This window comes from Pseudomonas sp. IT-93MI4, from assembly GCF_949767635.1.
In the GTDB taxonomy this organism is placed as follows: Bacteria; Pseudomonadota; Gammaproteobacteria; order Pseudomonadales; family Pseudomonadaceae; genus Aquipseudomonas; species Aquipseudomonas putida_A.
The window spans coordinates 343,152-365,264 of sequence record NZ_CATKPP010000054.1; the positions used below are offsets into that span (position 1 = coordinate 343,152).

The 22,113-nt window shown below is 59.5% G+C and carries 19 protein-coding genes; 9 read left to right on the forward strand and 10 right to left on the reverse strand.

Going from position 1 to position 22,113, the window contains the following annotated elements:
* Positions 1-63: 63 nt before the first annotated feature.
* The gene (locus ACM6I7_RS20640) at positions 64-1,251 is read right to left on the reverse strand and encodes a pyridoxal phosphate-dependent aminotransferase (RefSeq protein WP_027611991.1); all 1,188 of its coding nucleotides are present in this window, start codon (positions 1,249-1,251) and stop codon (positions 64-66) included.
* A 232-nt stretch (positions 1,252-1,483) separates the two neighbouring features.
* Here ACM6I7_RS20640 and ACM6I7_RS20645 point away from each other — a divergent pair, with 232 nt between their 5' ends.
* The gene (locus ACM6I7_RS20645; RefSeq protein WP_414889176.1) at positions 1,484-2,215 is read left to right on the forward strand and encodes a hypothetical protein; all 732 of its coding nucleotides are present in this window, start codon (positions 1,484-1,486) and stop codon (positions 2,213-2,215) included.
* Between the two features lie 68 nt (positions 2,216-2,283).
* On the opposite strand, the gene ACM6I7_RS20650 is transcribed toward ACM6I7_RS20645, so the two are convergent.
* The 3 genes from ACM6I7_RS20650 to ACM6I7_RS20660 all read right to left on the reverse strand — a co-directional run bounded on the left by ACM6I7_RS20650 (position 2,284) and on the right by ACM6I7_RS20660 (position 6,725).
* Positions 2,284-3,909, reverse strand: coding sequence for a methyl-accepting chemotaxis protein (locus tag ACM6I7_RS20650; RefSeq protein ID WP_096797428.1), 1,626 nt, complete (start codon positions 3,907-3,909; stop codon positions 2,284-2,286).
* 337 nt (positions 3,910-4,246) lie between these two features.
* On the reverse strand, positions 4,247-5,389 hold the full coding sequence (locus ACM6I7_RS20655) for a glycerate kinase (protein WP_210557051.1): 1,143 nt from the start codon (positions 5,387-5,389) through the stop codon (positions 4,247-4,249).
* Positions 5,390-5,606: 217 nt separating this feature from the next.
* Positions 5,607-6,725 carry a sugar diacid recognition domain-containing protein gene (locus tag ACM6I7_RS20660; protein ID WP_115989841.1) on the reverse strand — a complete coding sequence of 373 codons (1,119 nt, stop codon included), beginning with the start codon at positions 6,723-6,725 and terminating at the stop codon, positions 5,607-5,609.
* Positions 6,726-6,897: 172 nt separating this feature from the next.
* Here ACM6I7_RS20660 and ACM6I7_RS20665 point away from each other — a divergent pair, with 172 nt between their 5' ends.
* The 4 genes from ACM6I7_RS20665 (at position 6,898) to rarD (ending at position 11,510) form a co-directional block, all read left to right on the forward strand.
* Positions 6,898-8,208, forward strand: a complete 1,311-nt coding sequence (locus ACM6I7_RS20665) for an MFS transporter (protein WP_414889177.1) — start codon at positions 6,898-6,900, stop codon at positions 8,206-8,208.
* Positions 8,209-8,385: 177 nt separating this feature from the next.
* Positions 8,386-9,285, forward strand: a complete 900-nt coding sequence (locus ACM6I7_RS20670; RefSeq protein WP_414889178.1) for a LysR family transcriptional regulator — start codon at positions 8,386-8,388, stop codon at positions 9,283-9,285.
* A 69-nt stretch (positions 9,286-9,354) separates the two neighbouring features.
* Positions 9,355-10,368, forward strand: a complete 1,014-nt coding sequence (locus ACM6I7_RS20675; RefSeq protein WP_414889179.1) for an aldo/keto reductase — start codon at positions 9,355-9,357, stop codon at positions 10,366-10,368.
* 260 nt (positions 10,369-10,628) lie between these two features.
* Positions 10,629-11,510, forward strand: coding sequence for an EamA family transporter RarD (rarD, locus tag ACM6I7_RS20680; RefSeq protein ID WP_414889181.1), 882 nt, complete (start codon positions 10,629-10,631; stop codon positions 11,508-11,510).
* A 178-nt stretch (positions 11,511-11,688) separates the two neighbouring features.
* On the opposite strand, the gene hppD is transcribed toward rarD, so the two are convergent.
* Positions 11,689-12,765 (reverse strand): 4-hydroxyphenylpyruvate dioxygenase, encoded by a 1,077-nt coding sequence (gene hppD, locus ACM6I7_RS20685; RefSeq protein WP_115989844.1) that lies wholly within the window; start codon positions 12,763-12,765, stop codon positions 11,689-11,691.
* A 245-nt stretch (positions 12,766-13,010) separates the two neighbouring features.
* Positions 13,011-13,958 (reverse strand): DMT family transporter, encoded by a 948-nt coding sequence (locus ACM6I7_RS20690; RefSeq protein ID WP_183784962.1) that lies wholly within the window; start codon positions 13,956-13,958, stop codon positions 13,011-13,013.
* 78 nt (positions 13,959-14,036) lie between these two features.
* Here ACM6I7_RS20690 and ACM6I7_RS20695 point away from each other — a divergent pair, with 78 nt between their 5' ends.
* The 3 genes from ACM6I7_RS20695 (at position 14,037) to ACM6I7_RS20705 (ending at position 17,160) form a co-directional block, all read left to right on the forward strand.
* Positions 14,037-14,909 carry a LysR family transcriptional regulator gene (locus ACM6I7_RS20695; RefSeq protein ID WP_414889182.1) on the forward strand — a complete coding sequence of 291 codons (873 nt, stop codon included), beginning with the start codon at positions 14,037-14,039 and terminating at the stop codon, positions 14,907-14,909.
* Between the two features lie 115 nt (positions 14,910-15,024).
* Positions 15,025-16,560: an EAL domain-containing protein gene (locus tag ACM6I7_RS20700; RefSeq protein WP_414889183.1), complete on the forward strand. Its 1,536-nt coding sequence runs from the start codon at positions 15,025-15,027 to the stop codon at positions 16,558-16,560.
* A gap of 234 nt (positions 16,561-16,794) precedes the next feature.
* The gene (locus tag ACM6I7_RS20705) at positions 16,795-17,160 is read left to right on the forward strand and encodes a histone-like nucleoid-structuring protein, MvaT/MvaU family (protein WP_003224630.1); all 366 of its coding nucleotides are present in this window, start codon (positions 16,795-16,797) and stop codon (positions 17,158-17,160) included.
* A 217-nt stretch (positions 17,161-17,377) separates the two neighbouring features.
* On the opposite strand, the gene ACM6I7_RS20710 is transcribed toward ACM6I7_RS20705, so the two are convergent.
* Positions 17,378-17,896 (reverse strand): DUF4946 domain-containing protein, encoded by a 519-nt coding sequence (locus tag ACM6I7_RS20710; RefSeq protein WP_096797438.1) that lies wholly within the window; start codon positions 17,894-17,896, stop codon positions 17,378-17,380.
* A 139-nt stretch (positions 17,897-18,035) separates the two neighbouring features.
* On the opposite strand from ACM6I7_RS20710, the gene gloA reads away from it, so the two are divergent.
* On the forward strand, positions 18,036-18,557 hold the full coding sequence (gloA, locus tag ACM6I7_RS20715; protein WP_007963339.1) for a lactoylglutathione lyase: 522 nt from the start codon (positions 18,036-18,038) through the stop codon (positions 18,555-18,557).
* Positions 18,558-18,734: 177 nt separating this feature from the next.
* Here gloA and ahpF read toward each other — a convergent pair whose 3' ends face one another.
* From ahpF to ACM6I7_RS20730, 3 genes are all read right to left on the reverse strand, one after another.
* A complete protein-coding gene (gene ahpF / locus ACM6I7_RS20720; protein ID WP_027612006.1) occupies positions 18,735-20,297 on the reverse strand; it encodes an alkyl hydroperoxide reductase subunit F in 1,563 nt (520 codons plus the stop codon).
* Between the two features lie 132 nt (positions 20,298-20,429).
* Positions 20,430-20,993 carry an alkyl hydroperoxide reductase subunit C gene (ahpC, locus tag ACM6I7_RS20725; RefSeq protein WP_003224621.1) on the reverse strand — a complete coding sequence of 188 codons (564 nt, stop codon included), beginning with the start codon at positions 20,991-20,993 and terminating at the stop codon, positions 20,430-20,432.
* Between the two features lie 136 nt (positions 20,994-21,129).
* Positions 21,130-22,068 carry a site-specific integrase gene (locus tag ACM6I7_RS20730; RefSeq protein ID WP_007963337.1) on the reverse strand — a complete coding sequence of 313 codons (939 nt, stop codon included), beginning with the start codon at positions 22,066-22,068 and terminating at the stop codon, positions 21,130-21,132.
* Positions 22,069-22,113: the final 45 nt, after the last annotated feature.

Here is a 22,113-nt window from a genome sequence, read left to right on the forward strand (position 1 = left end):
ACACCCATCCACTGTGGGAGCGGGCTTGCTCGCGAAGAGGCCAGTTCAGGCAACACAACACTGTCAGGCACTACGCGCCTGCAACAGCTGCACCGCACACAACGCAATCCGCGCACAGGCATCCGCCAGCTGCACCCGATCCAGCACCAACCCGATACGAATATGCCCCGCCGCACTCGGCCCGAACGCTTCGCCAGCCAGCACAGAGACCCCATAACCTTCCAGCAATCGCTCGGCAAACGCCTGCGCGCCAAACCCGGTCTGGCGCACATCGACCATCACGAACATCCCGCCATCCGGGCGAATCGGTTGCAACCCCGGGCAACCACGCAAGCGCTCGCACACCAGATCGCGGCGCAACCGATATTCCTCGCGCATCTGCGTCACCTCCGGCAGATCGCTTGCCAACGCGACCTCCGCTGCTTTCTGCACAAAATCCGGCAGGCCGAAAAGCATGCTCAACGACAGGTTCACCAGATGCTCGGCCAGCACCTTCGGCCCGATCGACCAGCCAATGCGCCAACCGGTCATGGCATGGGATTTCGACAGGCTGTTGATGGTTGCCGTGCGTTCGGCCATGCCCGGCAGGCTCGCCGGGCTGATGTGTTCGCCCTCGTAGAGCAGATCGCTGTAGACCTCATCACTGATCAGCCACAAATCGTGGCGCACGCACAGCGCCGCCAACTCTTGCCAGATCAGCAGCGACAGGCTCGCGCCGGAAGGATTGTTGGGACTGTTGAGCAACATCGCGCGGGTCTTCGGCGTGATCCGTGCAGCGACATCAGCGGGATCAACACGAAAGCCGTTTTCCGGTCGAACCGGCACCGGCACCACCGTCGCACCGCACGCGCCGAACACGCCCTCGTAGGTCACGTACATCGGCTCGGCGACGATCACTTCATCGCCCGGATCCAGCAGGCATTGCGCGACCGAATACACCGCGCATTGCGCGCCGGGCAGCACGATCACGTGTTCGGCATCCACCACCTGACCGCTGCGCCGCTGGTGGCGAGCGGCGATCAGCTTGCGCAGCGCCAAACGGCCACGCACCTCGGAATAATGCGTATCGCCGGCCAGCAGACTGTCGATGGCGCCATGAATGATCGGCAGCGGCGTGTCGAAATCCGGATCCCCTACACTCAGCAGCAGGATATCGACCCCCTCGGCGCGCAGCTCCAGCGCTCGGTCATGAATCTGCCAGGCTGCGGCGCCCTCCCCGGCGATGCGTTGGGTCAAGGCTGAATAGCGCATGCACGTCTCCTGATTGCGCGGTTTCCAGCCTTCACCCTAGGTCAAATCACAAACCGCGCCAGCCGCTTTGTCCTTTGGATGAATTTAAAGAAGAACTTCGTACTGTGGTCGATTAGCGGTCGACTGACTACCTGTCAGAGTTGACAGTAGACCCACTTCACAAACGCTCGCTTAATCAACATGAGGAAACAACTGCGGCCCCCTCTAATCGAAACGACGGAGTGTTGAAACGATGACGAATCTGAATGAAAAAACCCTCTTATTGGACGCACCGGAAATCCCCGATGCGCTACCCAATTTCCCTGGCAGTCAGGTTAACCTGTTGCCATTGAGTGCATTGGTATCTCCACTAAAGGTGTTAATTCCAGACTGGCAGTGTTCACCTCCTGATCCAGGCGTGCCCGTACTGTTAAGGCTGTTGTTAAACGGGAATAGGGTGGCGGACTATCGTTTTACGACACCCATCGACCCGGAGCTTTTCCCATTTGAGGCCCATATCCCTGAGACACACCTGGTACAAGACGGCGTATATGAGGTTTCATACATCCTCGATATTGGCGGGAATGAAGACATGGCCGCGAGCACGCCGATCACGGTTGATCTAACGGCTCCCAACTTCGGCAATCCGGGAGAGCCTCCGCAATTTCCACCAGAAATCGACAGTGAGGGGATCACACGGCAGTATCTCGCCACCCACAATGATGAAGTTCTGGTAACCATTGGCATCTATATGCAGCAGCGAGTCTGCGACAGCATCGAATTTCACTTTGGCTCACTTGCGTCGGAGCCGGTCATCATTGAAACGGTGCGTGACGCAACTTCACGTACCGTTATCAAACTGAGTGGCGCGATTATCCGTGGGATAGGCTCCGGCACCATGTTCGCGTTTTACAGGCTACGCGATCGTGCAGGAAACCTTGGGCAACAATCTTTGTTTAAGCAAGTCAAAGTGGACCTGTCTTGAAACGCTGACTCTTCGAGGTGGGCCGAACACTCATCTGGTTCGGCCCACTTCAGGCAACTGCGTATTTCTCAAATCACAAAGCGCGCCACCATCGCATTCAAATCCACCGCCAGACGCGACAGCTCATGGGTCGCGGCGCTGGTTTGATTCGCGCCGGCAGCGGACTGCGTGGCCAGATCACGGATGTTGACCAGGTTGCGATCAACTTCACGGGAGACCTGCGCCTGTTCTTCCGAGGCGCTGGCGATCACCAGGTTGCGCTCGTTGATCTGGTGGATCGACTGGGTGATTTGCTCCAGCGCCACACCCGCAGCGCGGGCCATTTCCAGAGTGGTCTGGGTACGCTGGTTGCTTTGCTGCATCGACGACACCGCTTCGCCGGTGCCGTTCTGGATGCCGGCGACCATTTTTTCGATTTCCTGGGTCGATTGCGCGGTGCGATGGGCCAATGCGCGAACTTCGTCCGCCACCACCGCAAAACCGCGTCCGGCCTCACCGGCACGCGCTGCTTCGATCGCCGCGTTGAGGGCCAGCAGGTTGGTCTGTTCGGCGATGGCGCGGATCACATCCAGCACCTTGCCGATGTCGCGGCCCTGTGCAGCGAGGCCTTCGATCATTTGCGCGGTGCTCTGCACGTCATGGGTCATGGTCTGGATCGCGTCAACGGTTTTCACCACTTGATCGCGACCTTCGCGGGCGGCCTGGGTCGACTGGTTCGAGGCTTCGGAGGTCGAGACCGCGTTACGTGCGACTTCTTCCACAGCGGCGGTCATTTCGTTGACGGCGGTGGCGGCCTGTTCGATCTCGTTGTTCTGCTGTTGCAGGCCACGGGAGGCTTCTTCGGTGACCGCGCTCAGCTCTTCGGCCGCCGCGCCCAACTGAGTCGCGGAACCGGCGATCTGTTCGATGGTTTTGCGCAGGTTGATCTGCATCGTGGACAGGGCTTGCAGCAGTTGGGTGGCTTCGTCCTTGCCATCGACTTCGATGGACTGGGTCAAGTTGCCGCCAGCGATGGTTTGTGCCGCCTGCACGGCACGATTCAATGGGGTGACGATGCTGCGAGTCAGCAACAGGGCCAGCAGTACCGTGGCGAGCGCGGCGACCACGGCAACAACGATGATGCCGGTAATGGCGCTGTCGTAATGTTCACCGGCCTGGGTGGAGGCGACTTTCGCACCCGCCGCGTTGATCGCGATCAGCTTGTTGAGTTGCTCGCCCATCTGGTCGGTGCCGTCCTTGATTCGCGTGTTGATCAAGGTGCGCATCTCGTCGACCTTGTCCTGACGCGACAGCTCCATCATCTGGTTTTGCGCTTGCAGGTAGTTGTCGAGCGTGGTCGCGAACGTCTGATACAACGCACGCTCTTCGCTCTCTGCCGGCAACGCGGCGTAACTGGCCTGAGCGCTGCGAACCTTGTCCACCAGCACGCCGATGCGTGTTTGCGCTTCTTGCAGACCTGCCGGGTCGCGGTTGACCAGAATCCGGAACGACAGAATCCGCAGGCGCAAAACGTTTTCCGTGACCACGCCAAGGTAAGTGACGCTGGGCAGTTGGTTGGTATCCATGTCGATGGAAGCCTGGCGGATGGTCGACATGCGGTTGACGGCGAACACGCCAAGGACAATCACCAACAAGGCGATAAAGGCAAAACCGAGGAAGGCGCGGGGTGCGATATTCAGGTTACGCAAGGACATGGTTGGACTCTCGGATAGAGGTAGCTGCGAGCGTCCGTGCCGTCATCACTGGCCCTTGGGGGCGGGACCAGTCAGGCGTCACTGTTCGAGGGAATCTGTGTGCGCCTGATCTCTGTATCGGCGGGGCTTTAGGAAGATTTGGTGAAAAGCGAAAATATTTTTCAAGGTGTTTCACCACTGAAACACCCTGACACCAACCCTCTGTGGCGAGGGGATTTATCCCCGATCGGCTGCGCAGCAGTCGCAAAATCTCAAAACTGGTTTTTTGCGAAAAACGCGGGGGGCTGCTTAGCAACCCATCGGGGATGAATCCCCTCGCCACAACATCTTCACGCAGTCAGTTATTGAGTTTGGCCATCTGCCAGACCCGGGCGATGTCCGTCGCGCGTTCGCGCAACAAGCGTGGAGCTTCGGCACAGGCCTGCTCCAGGGTCATCGGGCCGCTGGTGACGGCGAATGCGGCGTCGATGCCGTGCTCGTAGAGTTCCTGATAACCCTCACCCAAGGTGCCGGCGATGACGATCACCGGCACGCCGTGCTGCTTGGCAATTCGCGCCACGCCGAACGGGGTCTTGCCGCGCAAGGTTTGCGCGTCGAACCGCCCTTCTCCCGTGATCACCAGATCGGCGCCGTTGACCGCTTCGGCCAGCCCCACCAACTCGGCCACCACTTCCACGCCGGCCTGAAATTGCGCGCCAAGAAACGCCTTGGCCGCAAAACCCAATCCCCCCGCCGCACCACTGCCCGGCTCATCGCGAACGTCCTTGCCCAACGCTTGCGCGCAGAGCTCGGCGAAGTGCCCCAGCGCCTGATCCAGTTGCTGCACTTGCGCCGGCGACGCGCCCTTTTGCGGGCCGAAAATCGCCGAGGCGCCGTGCGGGCCGCACAGCGGATTGTTAACGTCGGCGGCGATGTCGAAGCGCACGTGGGCCAGACGCGGATCAAGCTCGCTCAAGTCCAGTCGCGCCAGTTGTGCCAGCGCCAAGCCGCCCGGCACCAATGGCTGACCCTGCGCATCGAGCAATTTCACCCCGAGCGCCTGCATCGCGCCGGCGCCGCCGTCGTTGGTGGCGCTGCCGCCAATCGCCAGAATCACCCGTTGCGCGCCGGCATCCAGCGCGGCGCGAATCAGTTCGCCGGTGCCGAAAGTGCTGGTGATGCAGGCATCGCGTTGCCCCGTAGGCACTAATTGCAAACCACTGGCCTCGGCCATTTCGATGATCGCGGTGTGATTGTGTGGCAACCAGCCCCACGCGGCATCGACCGGCGCACCCAGCGGCCCGCGTACTCGGGTGCGGCGCAGTTCACCCTCGCAAGCGGCGAGAATCGATTCCACCGTGCCCTCGCCGCCGTCGGCCATCGGGCATTTGACCAGTGTTGCTTGCGGCCAGACTTGCGCCAACCCCAGCGCAATGGCCTCGGCAACGCCTTGGGCACTCAGGCTGTCCTTGAACGAATCGGGGGCGATGACGATCTTCATGCGAATTCTCCAGTTCCAATGCTCCTCATGCTGCCAGTCGGCCTGCGCATTGACGCCGGTCCGCTGCACAAGGGCGGTGGGCGTTTATTGTTCATTTCTACAAAGACCTTGTATGGAATGTGCCGACGCCTTCGCGAGCAGGCTCGCTCCCACATTTGAAATGCATTCCCCCTGTGGGAGCGAGCCTGCTCGCGAAGGTGTCGGTGAAAACACCCGATCAGTCCGGCTCAGTCTGAGGAAGCAACTGCACCCCGAGGTACAACGCCAGCATCCCGTCGAGTTTCAGCGGATCAACCCCGCTCAACTCAGCAATCCGCTCCATCCGATAACGCAGACTGTTGCGATGAATGCCCAGCGCATCGGCGCAGGCCTGACTCTGCCCGTCGTGTTCACACCAACTGCGCAGGGTTGCGAGCAACTGGCCGTTGCTGTCTTTGGCGATGACTTTGCGCAACGGTTTGAGCAGTTCATCCAGCGCGTCGTCATTGCGATGGCGCCAGAGCATCACCGGCAAGCGATAGCGATTGAGCGTCAGCAGTCGCGACTGCGGCAGCACCTCACGCCCATACGCCAGCAGATCGCCGACCCGTCGATAACAGCGGCGCAAACCGGCCAGCCCATCCGCCTGCCCACCCACAGCGATGCGCAGAATATTCCAGCCGAGGCCATCGAGTTTTTCCAGCAGGCGATCATGCTCAACCGTTTGACTTGCCGGTCGGCACCACAGCAGCGACGACTTGGCCGAACTCACGCACCAGCTGTCCGGGTAGCGCGAGGCCAGCCAGGCGCTCAAGGCCTCGACGGTTTGCCCCGGCCCGTGCTCCAGACCCAGTTCGAACAGATATGGCACCCGGGTCAACTGCGGCTTGAGCCCCAATTGCTGCGCCTCATCGACCAGCCGCGGCGAATCCCCGGCTTCGCTCAACAGCAACGCCAACAAGTCATCGCAACGCTGGCGCCGCCATTGCTGCTCGGCCTGCTGGTTGCGCTGACCGACGAGCATTTCGGCGGTCATGCGCACCAGTTCGGCGTAGGTGCGCAGTTGCTCCGGTTCGCCGGTAATGCCGAGCACGCCGATCAGGCGTTGATCGAGCATCAGCGGCAGGTTGATCCCCGGCTGCACACCCTTCAAGTGCACAGCGGTTTGTGCGTCGATCTCCACTACCCGCCCGTTGGCCAGCACCAGTTGCGCGCCTTCGTGACGGGTGTTGATGCGCTCCGGCTCGCCACTGCCGAGGATCAGGCCCTGGCTGTCCATGACGTTGACGTTGTAGGGCAAAATGGCCATGGCCCGGTCGACGATATCCTGAGCGAGGTCGTGATCGAGTTCGAACATGATCGGCAAAATCCTTAAGCAGCGGCGGCGGACGGTTGTTCACCCGCACAGGGTCTGGCGGCAAACCCTGTGCTCAGGCACAAAGACAATCCGGCCACAGGTGGCCGAGACTCTCGGGGCGATCAACGTTAACCTGTGCATCGCAAAAAATCATAATAAAGAGAGAGCCGCTATGTCGCAGAGCGCCGCAGCTACCCAGACCATCGACGACGGTAAAAACGCCGTCTACAAACGCATCACCCTGCGCTTGATCCCCTTCATCTTCATCTGCTACCTGTTCAACTACCTCGACCGGGTCAACGTTGGCTTCGCCAAACTGCAGATGCTCGACGCATTGAAGTTCAGTGAAACCGTATACGGCCTCGGTGCCGGGATCTTCTTCATCGGCTACGTGCTGTGCGGCGTGCCGAGCAACCTGGCGCTGACCCGATTCGGCCCGCGCCGCTGGATCGCACTGATGATGATCGCCTGGGGCACGCTGTCGACCTGTCTGTTGTTCGTCACCACCCCGACCCAGTTCTACACCCTGCGCCTGTTCACCGGTGCGGCCGAAGCCGGGTTCTTCCCGGGCGTGGTGCTGTATCTTTCGCAATGGTTTCCGACGTTCCGCCGTGGACGGATCATGGCGCTGTTCATGTCGGCAATTCCGGTCTCGGGCCTGCTTGGCAGCCCGTTCTCCGGCTGGATCCTCAATCACTTCGCCGCCGGGCAAGGCGGACTGGCCGGCTGGCAGTGGATGTTCCTGCTGCAAGGCATTCCGACCGTAATCCTCGGCGCCCTCGCCTATTTCCTGCTCAGCGACAGCTTCGCCAATGCCAAGTGGCTGAGCCCGCACGAGCGCGCGGTGCTTGAGGCGGATCAGGCCGAAGACCTGGCGAACAAACCGAAAACCACCTCGGACTCGCTGCTCGCGGTGTTCAAGAACCCGGCGATCTGGGCTTTCGGCTTGATCTACTTCTGCATCCAGAGCGGCGTGTACGCGATCAACTTCTGGCTGCCGTCGATCATCAAGAACCTCGGTTTCAGCGACAACCTGGTGATCGGTTGGCTGAGTGCGATCCCCTATCTGCTGGCGGCGGTGTTCATGCTGCTGGTCGGGCGTTCGGCGGACTTGCGCAAAGAGCGTCGCTGGCACTTGGTCGTACCGATGCTTATGGGCGCCCTCGGTCTGCTGATCGCGGTGAACTTCGCCGCCAACCCGGCCATCGCCATTCTCGGCCTGACCATTGCCACCATGGGCGCGCTGACCGGTCTGCCGATGTTCTGGCCAGTGCCGACTGCCCTGTTGAGCGCGGGCGCCGCGGCCGGTGGTCTGGCGTTGATCAACTCGATGGGGCAAATGGCCGGTTTCCTCAGCCCGTACCTGGTGGGTTGGGTCAAGGACAGCACCGGTTCGACCGATGCGGCGTTGTATTTGCTGGCGGGTGTGATTGTTGGCGGGAGTTTGCTGGCATTGCGCATGACGCGGACGCTGCGCGCGTAATCACGCTTCCAGATCAAAAGATCGCAGCCTGCGGCAGCGCCTGCACGGAAATACGCGTTTCCCTGTAGGAGCTGCCGCAGGCTGCGATCTTTTTTTGCTCACTGATTGCAACGCCCGAACTTGCCAATGACGGAAAAATCCCGCAAAAACGCACGAATCTTTAAAGGATTTTTACCAATGAGCTCGATTCTCGATCTGGAGATCTTCGTCCGCGTGGCCGACTCCGGCAGCATCTCTGCCGCTGCCCGCGCGCTGGAACTGACGCCGGCCGCCGCAAGCATCGCGCTGAAGCGTCTGGAAACCCGCCTCGGCATCCGCCTGCTCGCGCGCTCTACCCGCAGCATGCGCCTGACCGAAGAAGGTCGGCGTTATCTCGACAGCGTACGCATTGCCCTGTCCGCCCTGGCCGAAGGTGAGCAGGCACTGAAGCAACACGGCGAAGGCCTCAGTGGAGTGCTGCAACTGGCTGCTCCGTCGGATTTCGGACGCAACGTGTTGTTGCCGTGGCTGGACGACTTCAAACGTGCACACCCGAATATTCAACTGCAATTGTTGCTCAACGATCGGCACGCCGATCTGTTCCGCGAAACCGTGGATGTCGCACTGCGCTTTGGTGTGCCCAGTGATTCGACCCTGGTCGCGTTGCCGATTCTGCCGGCGCATCGCCGTGTTGCCTGCGCCAGCCCGGACTATCTCGCCCGCCATGGCACACCGCAACATCCCGGCGAACTGTGCGAACACAGCGCCCTGCTCTACCTGCGCAATGGTCGGCCCTACAACACCTGGCGCTTCAGTCGCGCAGATGAAACGCTGGAGGTTGAAGTCCACGGCGACTACTTCAGCGATGACGGCGAAGTCGCACGACGCTGGGCACTGGCCGGGCATGGCATTGCCTACAAAGCCTGGCTGGACGTCGCCGAGGATGTGCGCGGCGGACGCCTGCTGACGCTGTTCGATGACTGGCATGGCGAGAGCGTACCGTTCAATCTGCTGTGTCCGCATCGGGTGCAGGTGTCCGAACGCGTTCGGGTGTTGCAGGCGTTTTTGCAGACGCGTTGCGCAGCGCTCAGCCGATAATTCACTTTGCCCCGTCGGATGCTTCTGGTATTTGATTGGAGTTTTCCCACCCGATAAAAGGATTTCGGCATGAGCTACCGCACACTGGGGCACTCGGGGTTGCAGGTGTCCACCCTCACCCTCGGCACGATGATGTTTGGCGAGCAGACCAGCGCCGAGGACTCGCTGCGCATCATCGACAAGGCCTGGGATCAGGGCATCAATTTCATCGACACTGCCGACGTCTATACCAATGGCCGCTCGGAAGAAATCGTCGGCGAGGCGATCGCCCGCCATCGGCACGAATGGGTGTTGGCGACCAAGGTCGGTTTCGGCCCGGCGGACGGCGTGCCAAACCGCAGCGGCTTGAGCCGCAAGCACATCTTCAATGGTCTGGAGGCAAGCCTGACGCGCCTCGGCACCGACTATCTCGACATCTATTACCTGCACCGCGAAGACCACAACACCCCTCTGGAAGTCACGGTGTCGGCGATTGGCGATCTGATTCGCCAGGGCAAGATTCGCTATTGGGGCCTGTCGAACTATCGCGGTTGGCGCATTGCCGAAGTGATCCGTATCGCTGACAAGCTCGGTATCGACCGCCCGGTGATCAGCCAGCCGCTGTACAACATCGTCAACCGTCAGGCCGAGACCGAGCAGATCAGCGCCGCGCAAACCTATGGCCTCGGCGTGGTGCCTTACAGCCCGCTGGCCCGCGGCGTGCTCAGCGGCAAGTACGCACCCGACGCCACTCCCGACGCCAACAGCCGCGCCGGGCGTCAGGACAAACGCATTCTGGAAACCGAATGGCGGGTGGAGTCGCTGCGCATCGCCCAGCAGATTCAGCAGTACACCCAAGGCCGTGGCGTTGGCATCGTCGAATTCGCGATTGCCTGGGTGTTGAACAACAGCGCGGTGACCTCGGCGATTGTCGGACCGCGTACCGAACAGCAGTGGGATGCTTACACCAAGGCGCAGGCGGTGCAGATCACGGCGGAGGATGAAGCGTTTATCGACTCGCTGGTGACGCCGGGGCATGCTTCGACGCCGGGGTTTAACGATGTGAGCCATTTTGTGTCAGGCCGTAAACCGCGTCAGGCCTGAAAGCCTCACAAGCCGGGCATCAGCGGCGTCAGCAGATTACGAGGGCAACACAAATCCATTGTGGGAGCGAGCCTGCTCGCGAAGAGGCCGGCACATTCAACATCTGCGTTGTCTGGCACACCGCTTTCGCGAGCAGGCTCGCTCCCACAGGTTTTGTGCTTATCTTCAGGATGTGGGAAATATTGATCACTCGGCCAATATTCAGCACAAAAACCACGTATCCTGCGCGCCCTGTTTGATCACCCATCCGCGAGGACAGTTTGTCTAAAGGTATCGCTCTATCGGTTTCAGCTTCGGTGCTGTTTGCCGTCATGTATTACTACACCTCGCTGCTCACCCCGTTGAGCGGCGTGGAAATCTTTGGCTGGCGGATGCTGCTCACCGTGCCGTGCATGACCGTGTTCATGCTGGTGTCGGGTGAATGGCGGCGGGTGCTGGAGTTGCTGCGCAAGGTGGCGGGCTATCCAAAGCTGATTGGCGGTCTGATTGTTTCGTCGGGTTTGCTCGGCGTGCAGTTGTGGCTGTTCATGTGGGCGCCGCTCAACGGCTACAGCCTCGATGTGTCGCTGGGTTATTTCCTGTTGCCGCTGGCGATGGTACTGACCGGGCGCATTGTGTACGGCGACAGCCTGTCGTACCTGCAGAAAATCGCGGTGTTCTTTGCCGTTCTCGGCGTGGCGAACGAGCTGTATCGGGTCGGCGGATTTTCCTGGGCGACCCTGGTGGTCGTGGTCGGTTACCCGCTGTATTTCGTCCTGCGCAAACGCCTGAAGACCGACAACCTGGGCGGTCTGTGGGTCGACATGACCTTGATGCTGCCGGTGGCGTACTGGTTCGTGCGCGGTGGTGAGCAAGGTTTCGCCGTGTTCGATCAGTATCCGGGCTTGCTCTGGCTGATTCCGCTGCTCGGTCTGATCAGTGCTTCGGCGCTGGTGGTGTACATCATTGCCAGCCGCTTGCTGCCGTTCAGCCTGTTTGGTTTGCTCAGTTACGTCGAGCCGGTGTTGCTGCTCGGCGTGGCGCTGTTGCTCGGTGAAAGCATCAAGGCCGGCGAGTGGCTGACCTACATTCCGATCTGGCTGGCGGTGGTGGTGTTGGTCTTCGAAGGCTTCAAGCACCTGATGCGGCAACGCCGCCCTTAATCGCACCACAAAACAACTGTGGGAGCGGGCTTGCTCGCAAAAGCGTCAGTTCAGTCAACAAAGACCTTGAACCAAAGACCGAATTCGCGAGCAAGCCCGCTCCCACAGTTTTTGCGGACGCAAAAAAATCCCGGCTGTGCATGACTGCAAGCCGGGATTTTTTCATTCTGGTGGAGGATTACTCGGTTGCGAGCACACCACGACGCACCTGATCACGCTCGATCGATTCGAACAGGGCCTTGAAGTTGCCCTCGCCGAAACCATCATCGCCTTTACGCTGGATGAATTCGAAGAACACCGGGCCCATCAGGGTTTCCGAGAAGATCTGCAGCAGCAGGCGCTTGTCGTCCGGGTTCGACGAGCCGTCGAGCAGGATGCCGCGCGATTGCAGCTGGTCAACCGGCTCACCGTGGTTCGGCAGGCGGCCTTCGAGCATTTCGTAGTAGGTGTCCGGCGGCGCGGTCATGAAGCGCATGCCGATCTTCTTCAACTGATCCCAGGTCTTGATCAGGTCGTCGGTGAGGAACGCCACGTGCTGAATGCCCTCGCCATTGAACTGCATCAGGAACTCTTCGATCTGCCCGGCGCCCTTGGACGACTCTTCGTTCAGCGGGATGCGGATCATGCCGTCCGGTGCGGTCATCGCTTTCGAGGTCAGGCCGGTGTATTCGCCCTTGATGTCGAAATAGCGGATCTCGCGGAAGTTGAACAGCTTCTCGTAGAAGTTGGCCCAGTAGGCCATGCGGCCGCGGTACACGTTGTGGGTCAGGTGGTCGATGATCTTCAGACCGGCACCGACCGGGTTGCGATCAACGCCCTCGATGAACACGAAGTCGATGTCATAGATCGAACTGCCTTCACCAAAACGGTCGATCAGGTACAGCGGCGCGCCGCCGATGCCCTTTATCGCTGGCAGGTTCAGCTCCATCGGGCCGGTTTCGATGTGGATCGGCTGAGCACCGAGTTCCAGTGCGCGGCTGTAGGCCTTTTGCGAATCCTTCACGCGGAACGCCATGCCACACACCGACGGGCCGTGTTCGGCCGCGAAGTACGAAGCGACGCTATTGGGTTCGTTGTTGAGGATCAGGTTGATCGCGCCCTGACGGTACAGGTGCACGTTCTTGGAGCGGTGGGTCGCGACTTTGGTGAAGCCCATGATCTCGAAGATCGGCTCCAGGGTGCCAGGAGTCGGCGATGCGAACTCGATGAACTCAAAGCCCATCAGGCCCATTGGGTTTTCGTATAAATCTGCCATGGTGACGCCTCATCATTCTTATCAATTAACCAGAGTTATTTGTCAGTAATGCTGAGACCGGCGGGCGGTGCGCAGGAGATGCCTCGCACACTGCGGGCGAGGAAGTCACCATAGATCAGTTGAAACCCGAATATCTTCATTGTCGACCCAAGGCTCTTGCGGGCGAGGCTTCTGCTGCCAGAAGACGTTTATTATTGTATGCGTAACCCGATTCTACACAGCGTAAATAGGGTTGTCTGCCCTCTCTATAAAATCCGCCTTTTTCGCATCGGTGCAAGGGGTTTGTTGCACAGGTAAATCCCCACCAGCACCAACCCGCCGCCCAGGCACATGCTCAACGTCAGTTGCTCGCCGAGCAGCAACGCGCCGAGCACCACCGCGGTCAGCGGATTCAGGGCAATGAACACGCCGGATCGGGTCGCGCCGATTTTGCGGATGCCATCGTAGTAGCCGATGTAAGCCAGCGCCGAGCCGAACACGCCGAGGTAAATCAGGCTCAGCCATTGTGCTGTGCCGAGGTTGATCAAGGCTGCTCCGCTGACCTCGCCACGCAACATTGCCAGCGCCCACAGCATCCCGCTGCCGATCAACACGGAAAAGGTCACGGTCTGCAGCGGGCCGATGGATTGGTTCAGCCCCCGGGAAAACAGCGAGTAAACACCCCAGCTCAACACGCAGCCAAAAATCAACAGATCACCGATCCACGCATCGGGTGTCACGGCAAGTAATTGCGGGTCACGGCTGACAATCACCAGGCCGGCGCCCGTGATGCAGATCGCGATACCGGCGACTTTCGCCCGACCCAGGCGCTCCTTGAACAACAACCACGAGGCCAGACCGATCACGGCCGGGTTCAACGCGACAATCAACGAAGCCCGTGAAGCGTTGATGTACTGCAGGCCATAAAAGAAGCACAGGTTGTAGAAGAAAATGCCGAAGAGCCCCAGCAAACTCAGTTGCAGCCATTGCCGGGGCGTCGGTCGCGCCAGCGGGATACGCGCTATCCACAGAAATCCGAGCAACGCGACGCTGGCGAGCAGGAAGCGCAGGCTGGCGGTGAACAACGGGCTGAGGCTGCCCGACAGAAAACGCCCGGCGACAAAGGTCCCGCCCCAAATCATGGTTACCGCTGCCAGCGTCAGGTATACCGGCCGGTCGGAGGCCGTTAGGTGGGTTTGCTCAAGGTTGCGCATGATGCTCCAAACGAAAGAAGTTGAAGGATGGCGTATCATTCCCCTCATGCCCTCTCATCGTAAAATGAGCAAAAACTCATGACCCTCACGCAACTGGAGATCTTCTCGCTGGTCGCCGAACTGCGCGGATTTACCCTCGCCGCCCATCGTCTGGGGATTTCGCAGTCGGCGATATCCCACGCGATGAAATCGCTGGAACAGGAGTTGGGCGTGGAGTTGTTGCGGCGGCACCAGTCGCAGGTGGAGCTCACCGATATCGGCGAGCAACTGCTGCAGCGCGCACGGGCCATGCTCGGTCTGGCCAACACCCTGCGCCAGGAAGCGGCCGATGCGCGGGGCATGAAAACCGGCACGTTGCGTATTGGCTCATTCGGCCCGACGTCATCGATCAAGTTGCTGCCGAAGATTCTGCAGCGCTATCGCGAAGTGCATCCGGGCATTGAAGTGCACATTGATGAGGGACCGGACCGGCAGGTGCTGCAGTGGCTGGAGGAGCGGCGAATTGACGTCGGTTTTGTGGTGCTGCCCGAGGAGCGCTTCGACACTTTTGCTCTGGTCGAAGACCAGATGGTTGCCCTGCTCCCGCTCGATCACCCATTGGCGGCACGTGCGGCGCTGAGCCTCCAGGATCTGTGTGCTGCCCCCTTTGTGCTGACCGAGGCCGGCTCATCGGAACTGGTTTCGCGTCTGTTCAGCGCCGCGCGCCTGCAACCGAACATTCGCTATCGTTGCTCGCAATTGCTCAGTACGCTGGACGTCGTCAGCCGGGGCGATGCCATCACCGTTGTCGCCGAAGGCTCATTGCCGGACGATCCAGCGCCGCGTTACCTGAAGAAGCCGCTGTTGCCGGCGGTACAACGCCTGATCGGCCTCGCTGTCCTCGATCAGCGTCAGGCTTCGCCCGCCACTCGGGCATTTATCGAACTCGCCACGCAGATCAACCAGCCGTGAGCGGCACAAGCGCCAGCGGCCATCTATCATCCCTTCTGACTTCACTGTTTTTCACCGGTGCGCCGTTGCCAGGCCTGCATTCGAGAGTTCCACCCCATCGCGACAGGATGCGCCAATGCCCTTGACCGTCAGACCCCGCCGCAAACGCAGCGTACGCATTTTTGTGAGCCTGCTTTGTGGTGTTTTGCCCGTCCTGCTAGGCGGCGGGATTCTGTATCTGCAAGCCGAACGCACCTTGCAACAGAGCACGCAAAATACCGCCGAGGAGGCGTTGCGCCAGTTTGAACTGATGCTCGACAACACCGCCCAGGCCGCCAGTGAATTGTTGCCATTGGCCGGCCAGCCCTGCGATAGCGTGAAACTGGCCTTGCGTGAACAGGTGACCCGTCGACCTTTTGTGCGCTCGACCAATCTGGTGTGGGACAACAACCTCTATTGCAGCTCGCTGTTCGGGGAGTTCAGGGAGGCCGTGAACCCGGGCGACTATACGCAGGGCAAACTGTGGTTGATGAATGGTAACCCCGTCACGCCCAACACCGCGCTGCTGGTGTATCGCCTCAGCGAAGGTCGCGGTGGCGCGCTGACCACCCTCGATGGTTATCACCTGAGCAACATCCTGCGCCTGATCGGCCGGCAGACGCTGCTGTTGTTGCAGGTCGGCGATAACTGGCTGTCCGTCGATGGCAAGGTGCATCAAGGCGCCCTGCCGCCGTTACCGGTGGCGCAGAGTATGCTCGCGTCTTCGCGCTATGCCTTCAGTGTCAGTGCAGGCTTTTCGCAGGGGCAAACGTGGCGCTACATGGCCGGCGAATACCCGCCGCTGTTCAGTCTGCTGATATTTTTCGGGGTGATCGCGGGCGCTATCGCCCACGTCCTGCAACGGCGCGCCACTTCGCCCAGCCATGAGATGCTGCGCGCGCTGGAGGCTGGCGAATTCATTCCCTACTTCCAGCCGGTGGTGCATGGCGACAGCCGGAAGTGGTCCGGCGCTGAAGTGCTGATGCGCTGGAGTCACCCCAAGGAGGGTCTGGTGCGTCCGGATCTGTTCATTCCGTTTGCCGAACATTCAGGCCTGATCGTGCCCATGACCCGTTCGCTGATGCAGCAGACAGCCGCCCTGCTCGGTCCATTGTCGGCGGACTTCGACAAACCGTTCCACATCGGCATCAACATCACCGCCAGCCATTGTCAGGATCTGCAACTGGTCGAAGACTGTCGCGGGTTTCTCGCTGCATTTTCCCCCGGCAGTATCAACCTGGTGCTGGAGCTGACCGAGCGCGAGCTGATTGAGCCAACCGATGTCACGCACCTATTGTTCGAGCAGTTGCACGCGCTGGGGGTGATGATCGCCATCGATGACTTCGGTACCGGCCATTCAAGTCTGGGCTACCTGCGAACATTCAATGTCGATTTTCTCAAGATCGACCAGAGTTTCGTCGCGATGATCGGCATTGATGCGCTGTCGCGGCATATTCTGGACACGATTATCGAACTGTCGGCCAAGCTCGATTTGGGTATTGTTGCCGAAGGTGTAGAAACTCAGGCTCAGGCTGACTATCTGACCGCACACCACGTCAACTTCCTGCAGGGCTATCTGTTCGGAAAACCCATGCCTGGCGCCGACTTCATCGATGCATTAAGTCACCATTAACTAAAAATAAATTAAGCCCGGCGCTGCGACCGGGCGCACCAAATTGATACAAAACACCACTGTTGTTACATGACGACAAGATCAGGATTTACTCTTGGCGCATTAACTACTACAATTTTTTCAGCCTGTGCAAGATTGGCAGGTGAGCCATTATCACCGAGTCGCTTCAAGGCTCTTGGCTTATAGCTTTGTTTGCGGTTGGTATCAGCCAAACACACTATTGGAGTAAAGATATTGTCCAGACTCGCTGAATTTCGTGCAGCTGAAAAGGCCCTTCAGGAACAGCTCAAGCAGTTGGAATCGCTGAAGAACGATGCCGGGCTCAAGAAAGAAATCGAATTCGAAGAAAAGCTCCAGGGGCTGATGAAAACCTACGGCAAAGGCCTGAAAGACATCATCGCCATCCTCGATCCGAACCCGTCCAAGTCCGGCCTGCAAGTGTCTGCCGCACCGAAAACCCGCCGCGCTCGCGTGGTCAAGGTCTATCAGAACCCGCACACCGGTGAACTGATCGAAACCAAGGGCGGCAATCACCGCGGCCTGAAAGCCTGGAAAGAACAGTACGGTGCTGCCACCGTTGATTCCTGGTTACGCGGTTAATCTTGCGTCAACAAACAAGCCCTGCTCTATGCAGGGCTTTTTTTCGACAATATCTAACAAAAGCAACGATTTCCGCCACGCTAGTTATCAATCTGCTTTAACACCCACAAGCCGTGAGGCTAAACATTTTGCGCCGGGATGTTGCAACCGCAACGACCGCTAAACTTTGTGCTTAATTCCTTCGGGTATCTAAACCCGTAGCGGTGCAAACAGACGCTTAAAGTTTCAAGCTGTTTCTCACTGCGACTATTTCCTCGGCGCTCGCCTTATAAACCTCAGCCTGACCCGCGTAAGAAAGTACATAAGCCTTATCCGTCGCGACCGCAGCAACCAATGTTTGCGACAACACATGACGGCCGTTTTCGGTGATCGTGCAGGTGGTCTCCAGTGCATCCAGAGCGGCGAGTTTTGCCGGATGTATCTTGTTGCAAACGCTTTGATAGCCACCCTGGAAGAAGTCTTTCTGAATAGATTTGCGCATTTCCAGCAGGACACCCTGCACATTGACCTGATGGCCTGCCTCAACCTGGCTCATGGTCAACTCCATCACCATCACCTGATTGCCGTCAGCATCGTTTTTCACCGCGCGCTGGCGCGAAACCTGAGGGGCTTGATCAGGCAGCGCCTCTACTTCCCAGCCTGCAGGCCAGGTGATACTGGGCTGATCCGCCAGCGCCGGACCGGCAAGCAGCGATGAGAAAAGGCAAACGAACAGCGCTTTGAACGGTCGGATCATTACCAGAGGCACTCGCAGATTGAGCTGCAAAGTCTGAGGCCCGGCCGCCCACAGAGCAAGCCGCGCATTCGGTTTGGCGATGCCGCCCCGCATGCGTATCATTGCGCCCATTCACTCGCCCCATTGTTACGGAGGGCCTATGAGCCTGCACGAACTGAACACTTTCCCCGGCGTCACCGCCACTCCAGACAGCGCAACCCGCAACTTCGTCTTCAACCACACCATGCTGCGTGTGAAGGACATCACCAAGTCGCTGGACTTCTACACCCGCGTACTGGGCTTCTCGCTGGTTGAAAAGCGTGATTTCCCGGAAGCCGAATTCAGCCTGTACTTCCTCGCGCTGGTCGACAAGGCGCAGATCCCGGCCGACGCCGCCGCCCGCACCGAATGGATGAAGTCGATCCCCGGCATTCTGGAACTGACCCACAACCACGGCACCGAAAACGACGCCGACTTCGCCTATCACAATGGCAACACCGACCCACGCGGTTTCGGCCACATCTGCATCTCGGTGCCAGACATCGTTGCCGCGTGCGCACGTTTTGAAGAGCTGGGCTGTGATTTCCAGAAGCGCCTGACTGATGGCCGTATGAAAAGCCTGGCGTTCATCAAGGACCCGGATGGCTACTGGGTTGAAATCATCCAGCCTGCGCCGCTGTAACTGACCACATAAAAGCCTTTGTGGGAGCGGGCTTGCTCGCGAAAGCGGTGAGTCATTCAGCGAAAATGTTGGCTGACAGGACGCTTTCGCGAGCAAGCCCGCTCCCACATTAATTTGTGTCAGGCATAAAAAAACCCATGATCGCTCATGGGTTTTTTCGTTTCAGCGACTGCCGTTTTACGCCGGCGCCGAAGTACGGATCAAGTGATCGAACGCGCTGAGGGAAGCCTTGGCACCCTCGCCCACCGCAATCACGATCTGCTTGTACGGCACAGTGGTCACGTCGCCGGCCGCGAAGATCCCCGGGATCGACGTCTCGCCACGGTTGTCGACGATGATTTCACCACGCGGCGACAGCTCGATGGTGCCTTTGAGCCAGTCGGTGTTCGGCAGCAGACCGATCTGTACGAAAATCCCTTCCAGCTCGACGCTGCGCAGTTCGTCAGTATTGCGATCCTTGTAACGCAGGCCGTTGACCTTCTCGCCATTACCGGTGACTTCAGTGGTTTGCGCACTGGTGATCACGGTGACGTTTGGCAGGCTGTGCAGTTTGCGTTGCAGTACCGCGTCGGCACGCAGTTGCACGTCGAACTCCAGCAGTGTCACGTGGGCAACGATACCGGCCAGGTCGATGGCCGCTTCAACGCCGGAGTTACCGCCGCCGATCACCGCCACGCGCTTGCCTTTGAACAGCGGGCCGTCGCAGTGCGGGCAGTACGCCACGCCCTTGTTACGGTATTCCTGCTCGCCCGGCACGTTCATTTCACGCCAGCGCGCACCGGTCGCCAGGATCACGCTCTTGGCTTTCAGGGTCGCACCGCTGGCGAAATGGACTTCGTGCAACTCGCCATTCTTGCCGGGAATCAGCTTGTCGGCGCGCTGCAGGTTCATGATATCGACGTCGTACTGCTTGACGTGTTCTTCCAGCGCCGTCGCCAGTTTCGGGCCTTCGGTTTCCTGCACGGAAATGAAGTTCTCGATGGCCATGGTGTCGAGCACCTGACCGCCGAAGCGCTCAGCCGCAACACCGGTGCGGATACCTTTACGGGCGGCATAGATAGCGGCCGACGCACCGGCCGGGCCACCGCCAACTACGAGCACATCAAAGGCTTGTTTGGCGCTGATTTTCTCGGCCTGACGCTCGATGGCGCCGGTATCGAGTTTGGCGAGGATTTCTTCCAGGCCCATACGGCCCTGGCCGAAGTTTTCACCGTTGAGGTAGATGCTCGGCACGGCCATGATCTTGCGATCGTTAACTTCGTCCTGGAACAACGCGCCGTCGATGGCGACGTGACGGATGTTCGGGTTCAGCACGGCCATCAGGTTCAACGCCTGGACCACGTCCGGGCAGTTCTGGCACGACAGCGAGAAGTAGGTTTCGAAACTGAACTCACCTTTGAGCGAGCGGATCTGTTCGATCACTTCGGCACTGGCTTTCGATGGGTGGCCGCCGACTTGCAACAGGGCCAGCACCAGCGATGTGAATTCATGGCCCATCGGGATGCCGGCAAAACGCAGGCTGATGTCGGCACCCGGACGGTTGATCGAGAACGACGGCTTGCGGGCATCGGTGCCGCTGTCGATCAGGGTAATCTGGCTCGAAAGACTGGCAACGTCTTTCAGCAGGTCAAGCATTTCCCGGGATTTCGCACCGTCGTCGAGGGAAGCAACGATCTCGATCGGCTGGGTAACCCGTTCCAGGTACGATTTCAACTGGGCTTTAAGATTGGCGTCCAACATACGGGCGATCTCCTGTGTCTTTATTCGAGGCGAAAAAAAGCCCGAGCGAATCTCGCCCGGGCTTTTTCAATGGGCGGTGCAGCTTACTGAAGTAGGTGCGGAGTCCCGCCCTGTGTTGCGTGTCTCACAGACTCAGATCTTGCCGACCAGGTCCAGGGACGGAGCCAGAGTGGCCTCGCCTTCTTTCCATTTGGCCGGGCAAACTTCGCCTGGGTGAGCAGCAACGTACTGAGCAGCCTTGATCTTGCGCAGCAGCTCGGAAGCGTCACGGCCAACGCCGCCATCGTTCAGTTCAACGATTTTGATCTGGCCTTCAGGGTTGATCACGAAGGTGCCACGGTCAGCCAGGCCAGCTTCTTCGATCAGCACGTCGAAGTTGCGGGAGATGACGTGGGTCGGGTCGCCGATCATGGTGTATTCGATTTTGCCGATGGCTGGCGAGGTGTTGTGCCAGGCAGCGTGAGCAAAGTGGGTGTCGGTCGAAACGCTGTAGATTTCCACGCCCAGTTTCTGGAACGCGGCGTAGTTGTCGGCCAGGTCTTCCAGCTCGGTTGGGCACACGAAGGTGAAGTCGGCTGGGTAGAAGAACACTACGGACCATTTGCCTTTCAGGTCAGCGTCCGAGACTTGTACGAAGTCGCCGTTTTTGAATGCGGTAGCTTTGAACGGTTTTACTTGGCTGTTGATGATAGGCATTGATGACTCTCCGTCAGGGTTGTGAATTCGATGGGTGAATCCTACCCACTCACTCGACGGATGGCTCATTGGCAAACCTGATGCTGCTGATTTGTTTTCGCTATTAGCAGACTGTATTAATAGAAGAAAACCATATCTACGACGAAGCCGGTTTGTCCGTAATCCGGGCCATCCCGTGAAAGGGGCTGGCTTCAACATAGCGCATGGCTGACTTCATATCCTTCCAGCCGACGTAACTCATGAGCGATTTCAGATCCCAGCCGCTTTGATGCGCCCACGTGGCAAAGCCGCGGCGCAGGGAATGGCTGGTGTAACGCTCGGCCGGGATGCCGGCGCGCTCGAGCGCCTGACGCAACAGCGGAATGATGCTGTTGGCGTGCAAGCCCTCCTCGCTCAGATGCCCCCAGCGGTCAACGCCGCGAAACACCGGGCCGCGTACCAGCGCTGCCTCGGTGATCCAGTCGATATAAGCCTGCACCGGGCACAGCTTGAGCAGCGCCGGCGCCTGATACGTCTGCCCGAGGTTGTCGCGGTCGCCCTTGCTGCGCGGCAGGTAGAGGGTGATGCCGCTGCCGGCGTGCGCCTGCACGTGCTCGATCTGCAGACGGCACAACTCGTCACTGCGGAAGCCCCGCCAGAAGCCCAGCAGAATCAGCGCCCGATCGCGATAGGCCTTGAGCAACTGCGGACGATCCTGATTCTGCCTGGCGCTACTGGCTTCCTGCTCCAGCCAGTCGACCACTTGCTGCAGATCGTGCAATTGCAACGGTTCGGCCTGTTTTTCCTGCGCCGGATGCAGTGCGCGAATGCCTTTGAACACTTTGCGCACCACCGGCGCCTTGGTCGGATCGGCAAAACCCTGACTGTTGTGCCACTGCGCCAGCGCTGACAGCCGCAGTTTCAGTGTGTTGATCGACAGCACCCCGGCATGCTCGACCAGATACCGCGCCACGCTGTCGGCGGTCGCTGGCAGGAAGCCGCCCCACTTCACTTCGAAATGCTCGATCGCCGAACGATAGCTGCGGCGGGTGTTGTCACGGGTGGCGGCTTGCAGATAGCGATCGATCTCGCTCATGGGCAGTGTTCTCGCAGGCGTACTGATTGCTGGATGAAAAAACCG

What these genes read in the sequence shown, in the direction of transcription:
- ACM6I7_RS20690 (WP_183784962.1), bottom strand. Translation starts at nt 13,958, where the DNA reads ATGCGCAACCTTGAGCAAACCCACCTAACGGCCTCCGACCGGCCGGTA.
- ACM6I7_RS20660 (WP_115989841.1), bottom strand. Translation starts at nt 6,725, where the DNA reads ATGTTCGAACTCGATCACGACCTCGCTCAGGATATCGTCGACCGGGCC.
- ACM6I7_RS20665 (WP_414889177.1), top strand. Translation starts at nt 6,898, where the DNA reads ATGTCGCAGAGCGCCGCAGCTACCCAGACCATCGACGACGGTAAAAAC.
- ACM6I7_RS20700 (WP_414889183.1), top strand. Translation starts at nt 15,025, where the DNA reads ATGCCCTTGACCGTCAGACCCCGCCGCAAACGCAGCGTACGCATTTTT.
- ACM6I7_RS20670 (WP_414889178.1), top strand. Translation starts at nt 8,386, where the DNA reads ATGAGCTCGATTCTCGATCTGGAGATCTTCGTCCGCGTGGCCGACTCC.
- ACM6I7_RS20655 (WP_210557051.1), bottom strand. Translation starts at nt 5,389, where the DNA reads ATGAAGATCGTCATCGCCCCCGATTCGTTCAAGGACAGCCTGAGTGCC.
- ACM6I7_RS20710 (WP_096797438.1), bottom strand. Translation starts at nt 17,896, where the DNA reads ATGATCCGACCGTTCAAAGCGCTGTTCGTTTGCCTTTTCTCATCGCTG.
- ACM6I7_RS20730 (WP_007963337.1), bottom strand. Translation starts at nt 22,068, where the DNA reads ATGAGCGAGATCGATCGCTATCTGCAAGCCGCCACCCGTGACAACACC.
- gloA (WP_007963339.1), top strand. Translation starts at nt 18,036, where the DNA reads ATGAGCCTGCACGAACTGAACACTTTCCCCGGCGTCACCGCCACTCCA.
- ACM6I7_RS20695 (WP_414889182.1), top strand. Translation starts at nt 14,037, where the DNA reads ATGACCCTCACGCAACTGGAGATCTTCTCGCTGGTCGCCGAACTGCGC.
- ACM6I7_RS20645 (WP_414889176.1), top strand. Translation starts at nt 1,484, where the DNA reads ATGACGAATCTGAATGAAAAAACCCTCTTATTGGACGCACCGGAAATC.
- ACM6I7_RS20640 (WP_027611991.1), bottom strand. Translation starts at nt 1,251, where the DNA reads ATGCGCTATTCAGCCTTGACCCAACGCATCGCCGGGGAGGGCGCCGCA.
- ahpF (WP_027612006.1), bottom strand. Translation starts at nt 20,297, where the DNA reads ATGTTGGACGCCAATCTTAAAGCCCAGTTGAAATCGTACCTGGAACGG.
- ACM6I7_RS20675 (WP_414889179.1), top strand. Translation starts at nt 9,355, where the DNA reads ATGAGCTACCGCACACTGGGGCACTCGGGGTTGCAGGTGTCCACCCTC.
- ahpC (WP_003224621.1), bottom strand. Translation starts at nt 20,993, where the DNA reads ATGCCTATCATCAACAGCCAAGTAAAACCGTTCAAAGCTACCGCATTC.
- ACM6I7_RS20650 (WP_096797428.1), bottom strand. Translation starts at nt 3,909, where the DNA reads ATGTCCTTGCGTAACCTGAATATCGCACCCCGCGCCTTCCTCGGTTTT.
- hppD (WP_115989844.1), bottom strand. Translation starts at nt 12,765, where the DNA reads ATGGCAGATTTATACGAAAACCCAATGGGCCTGATGGGCTTTGAGTTC.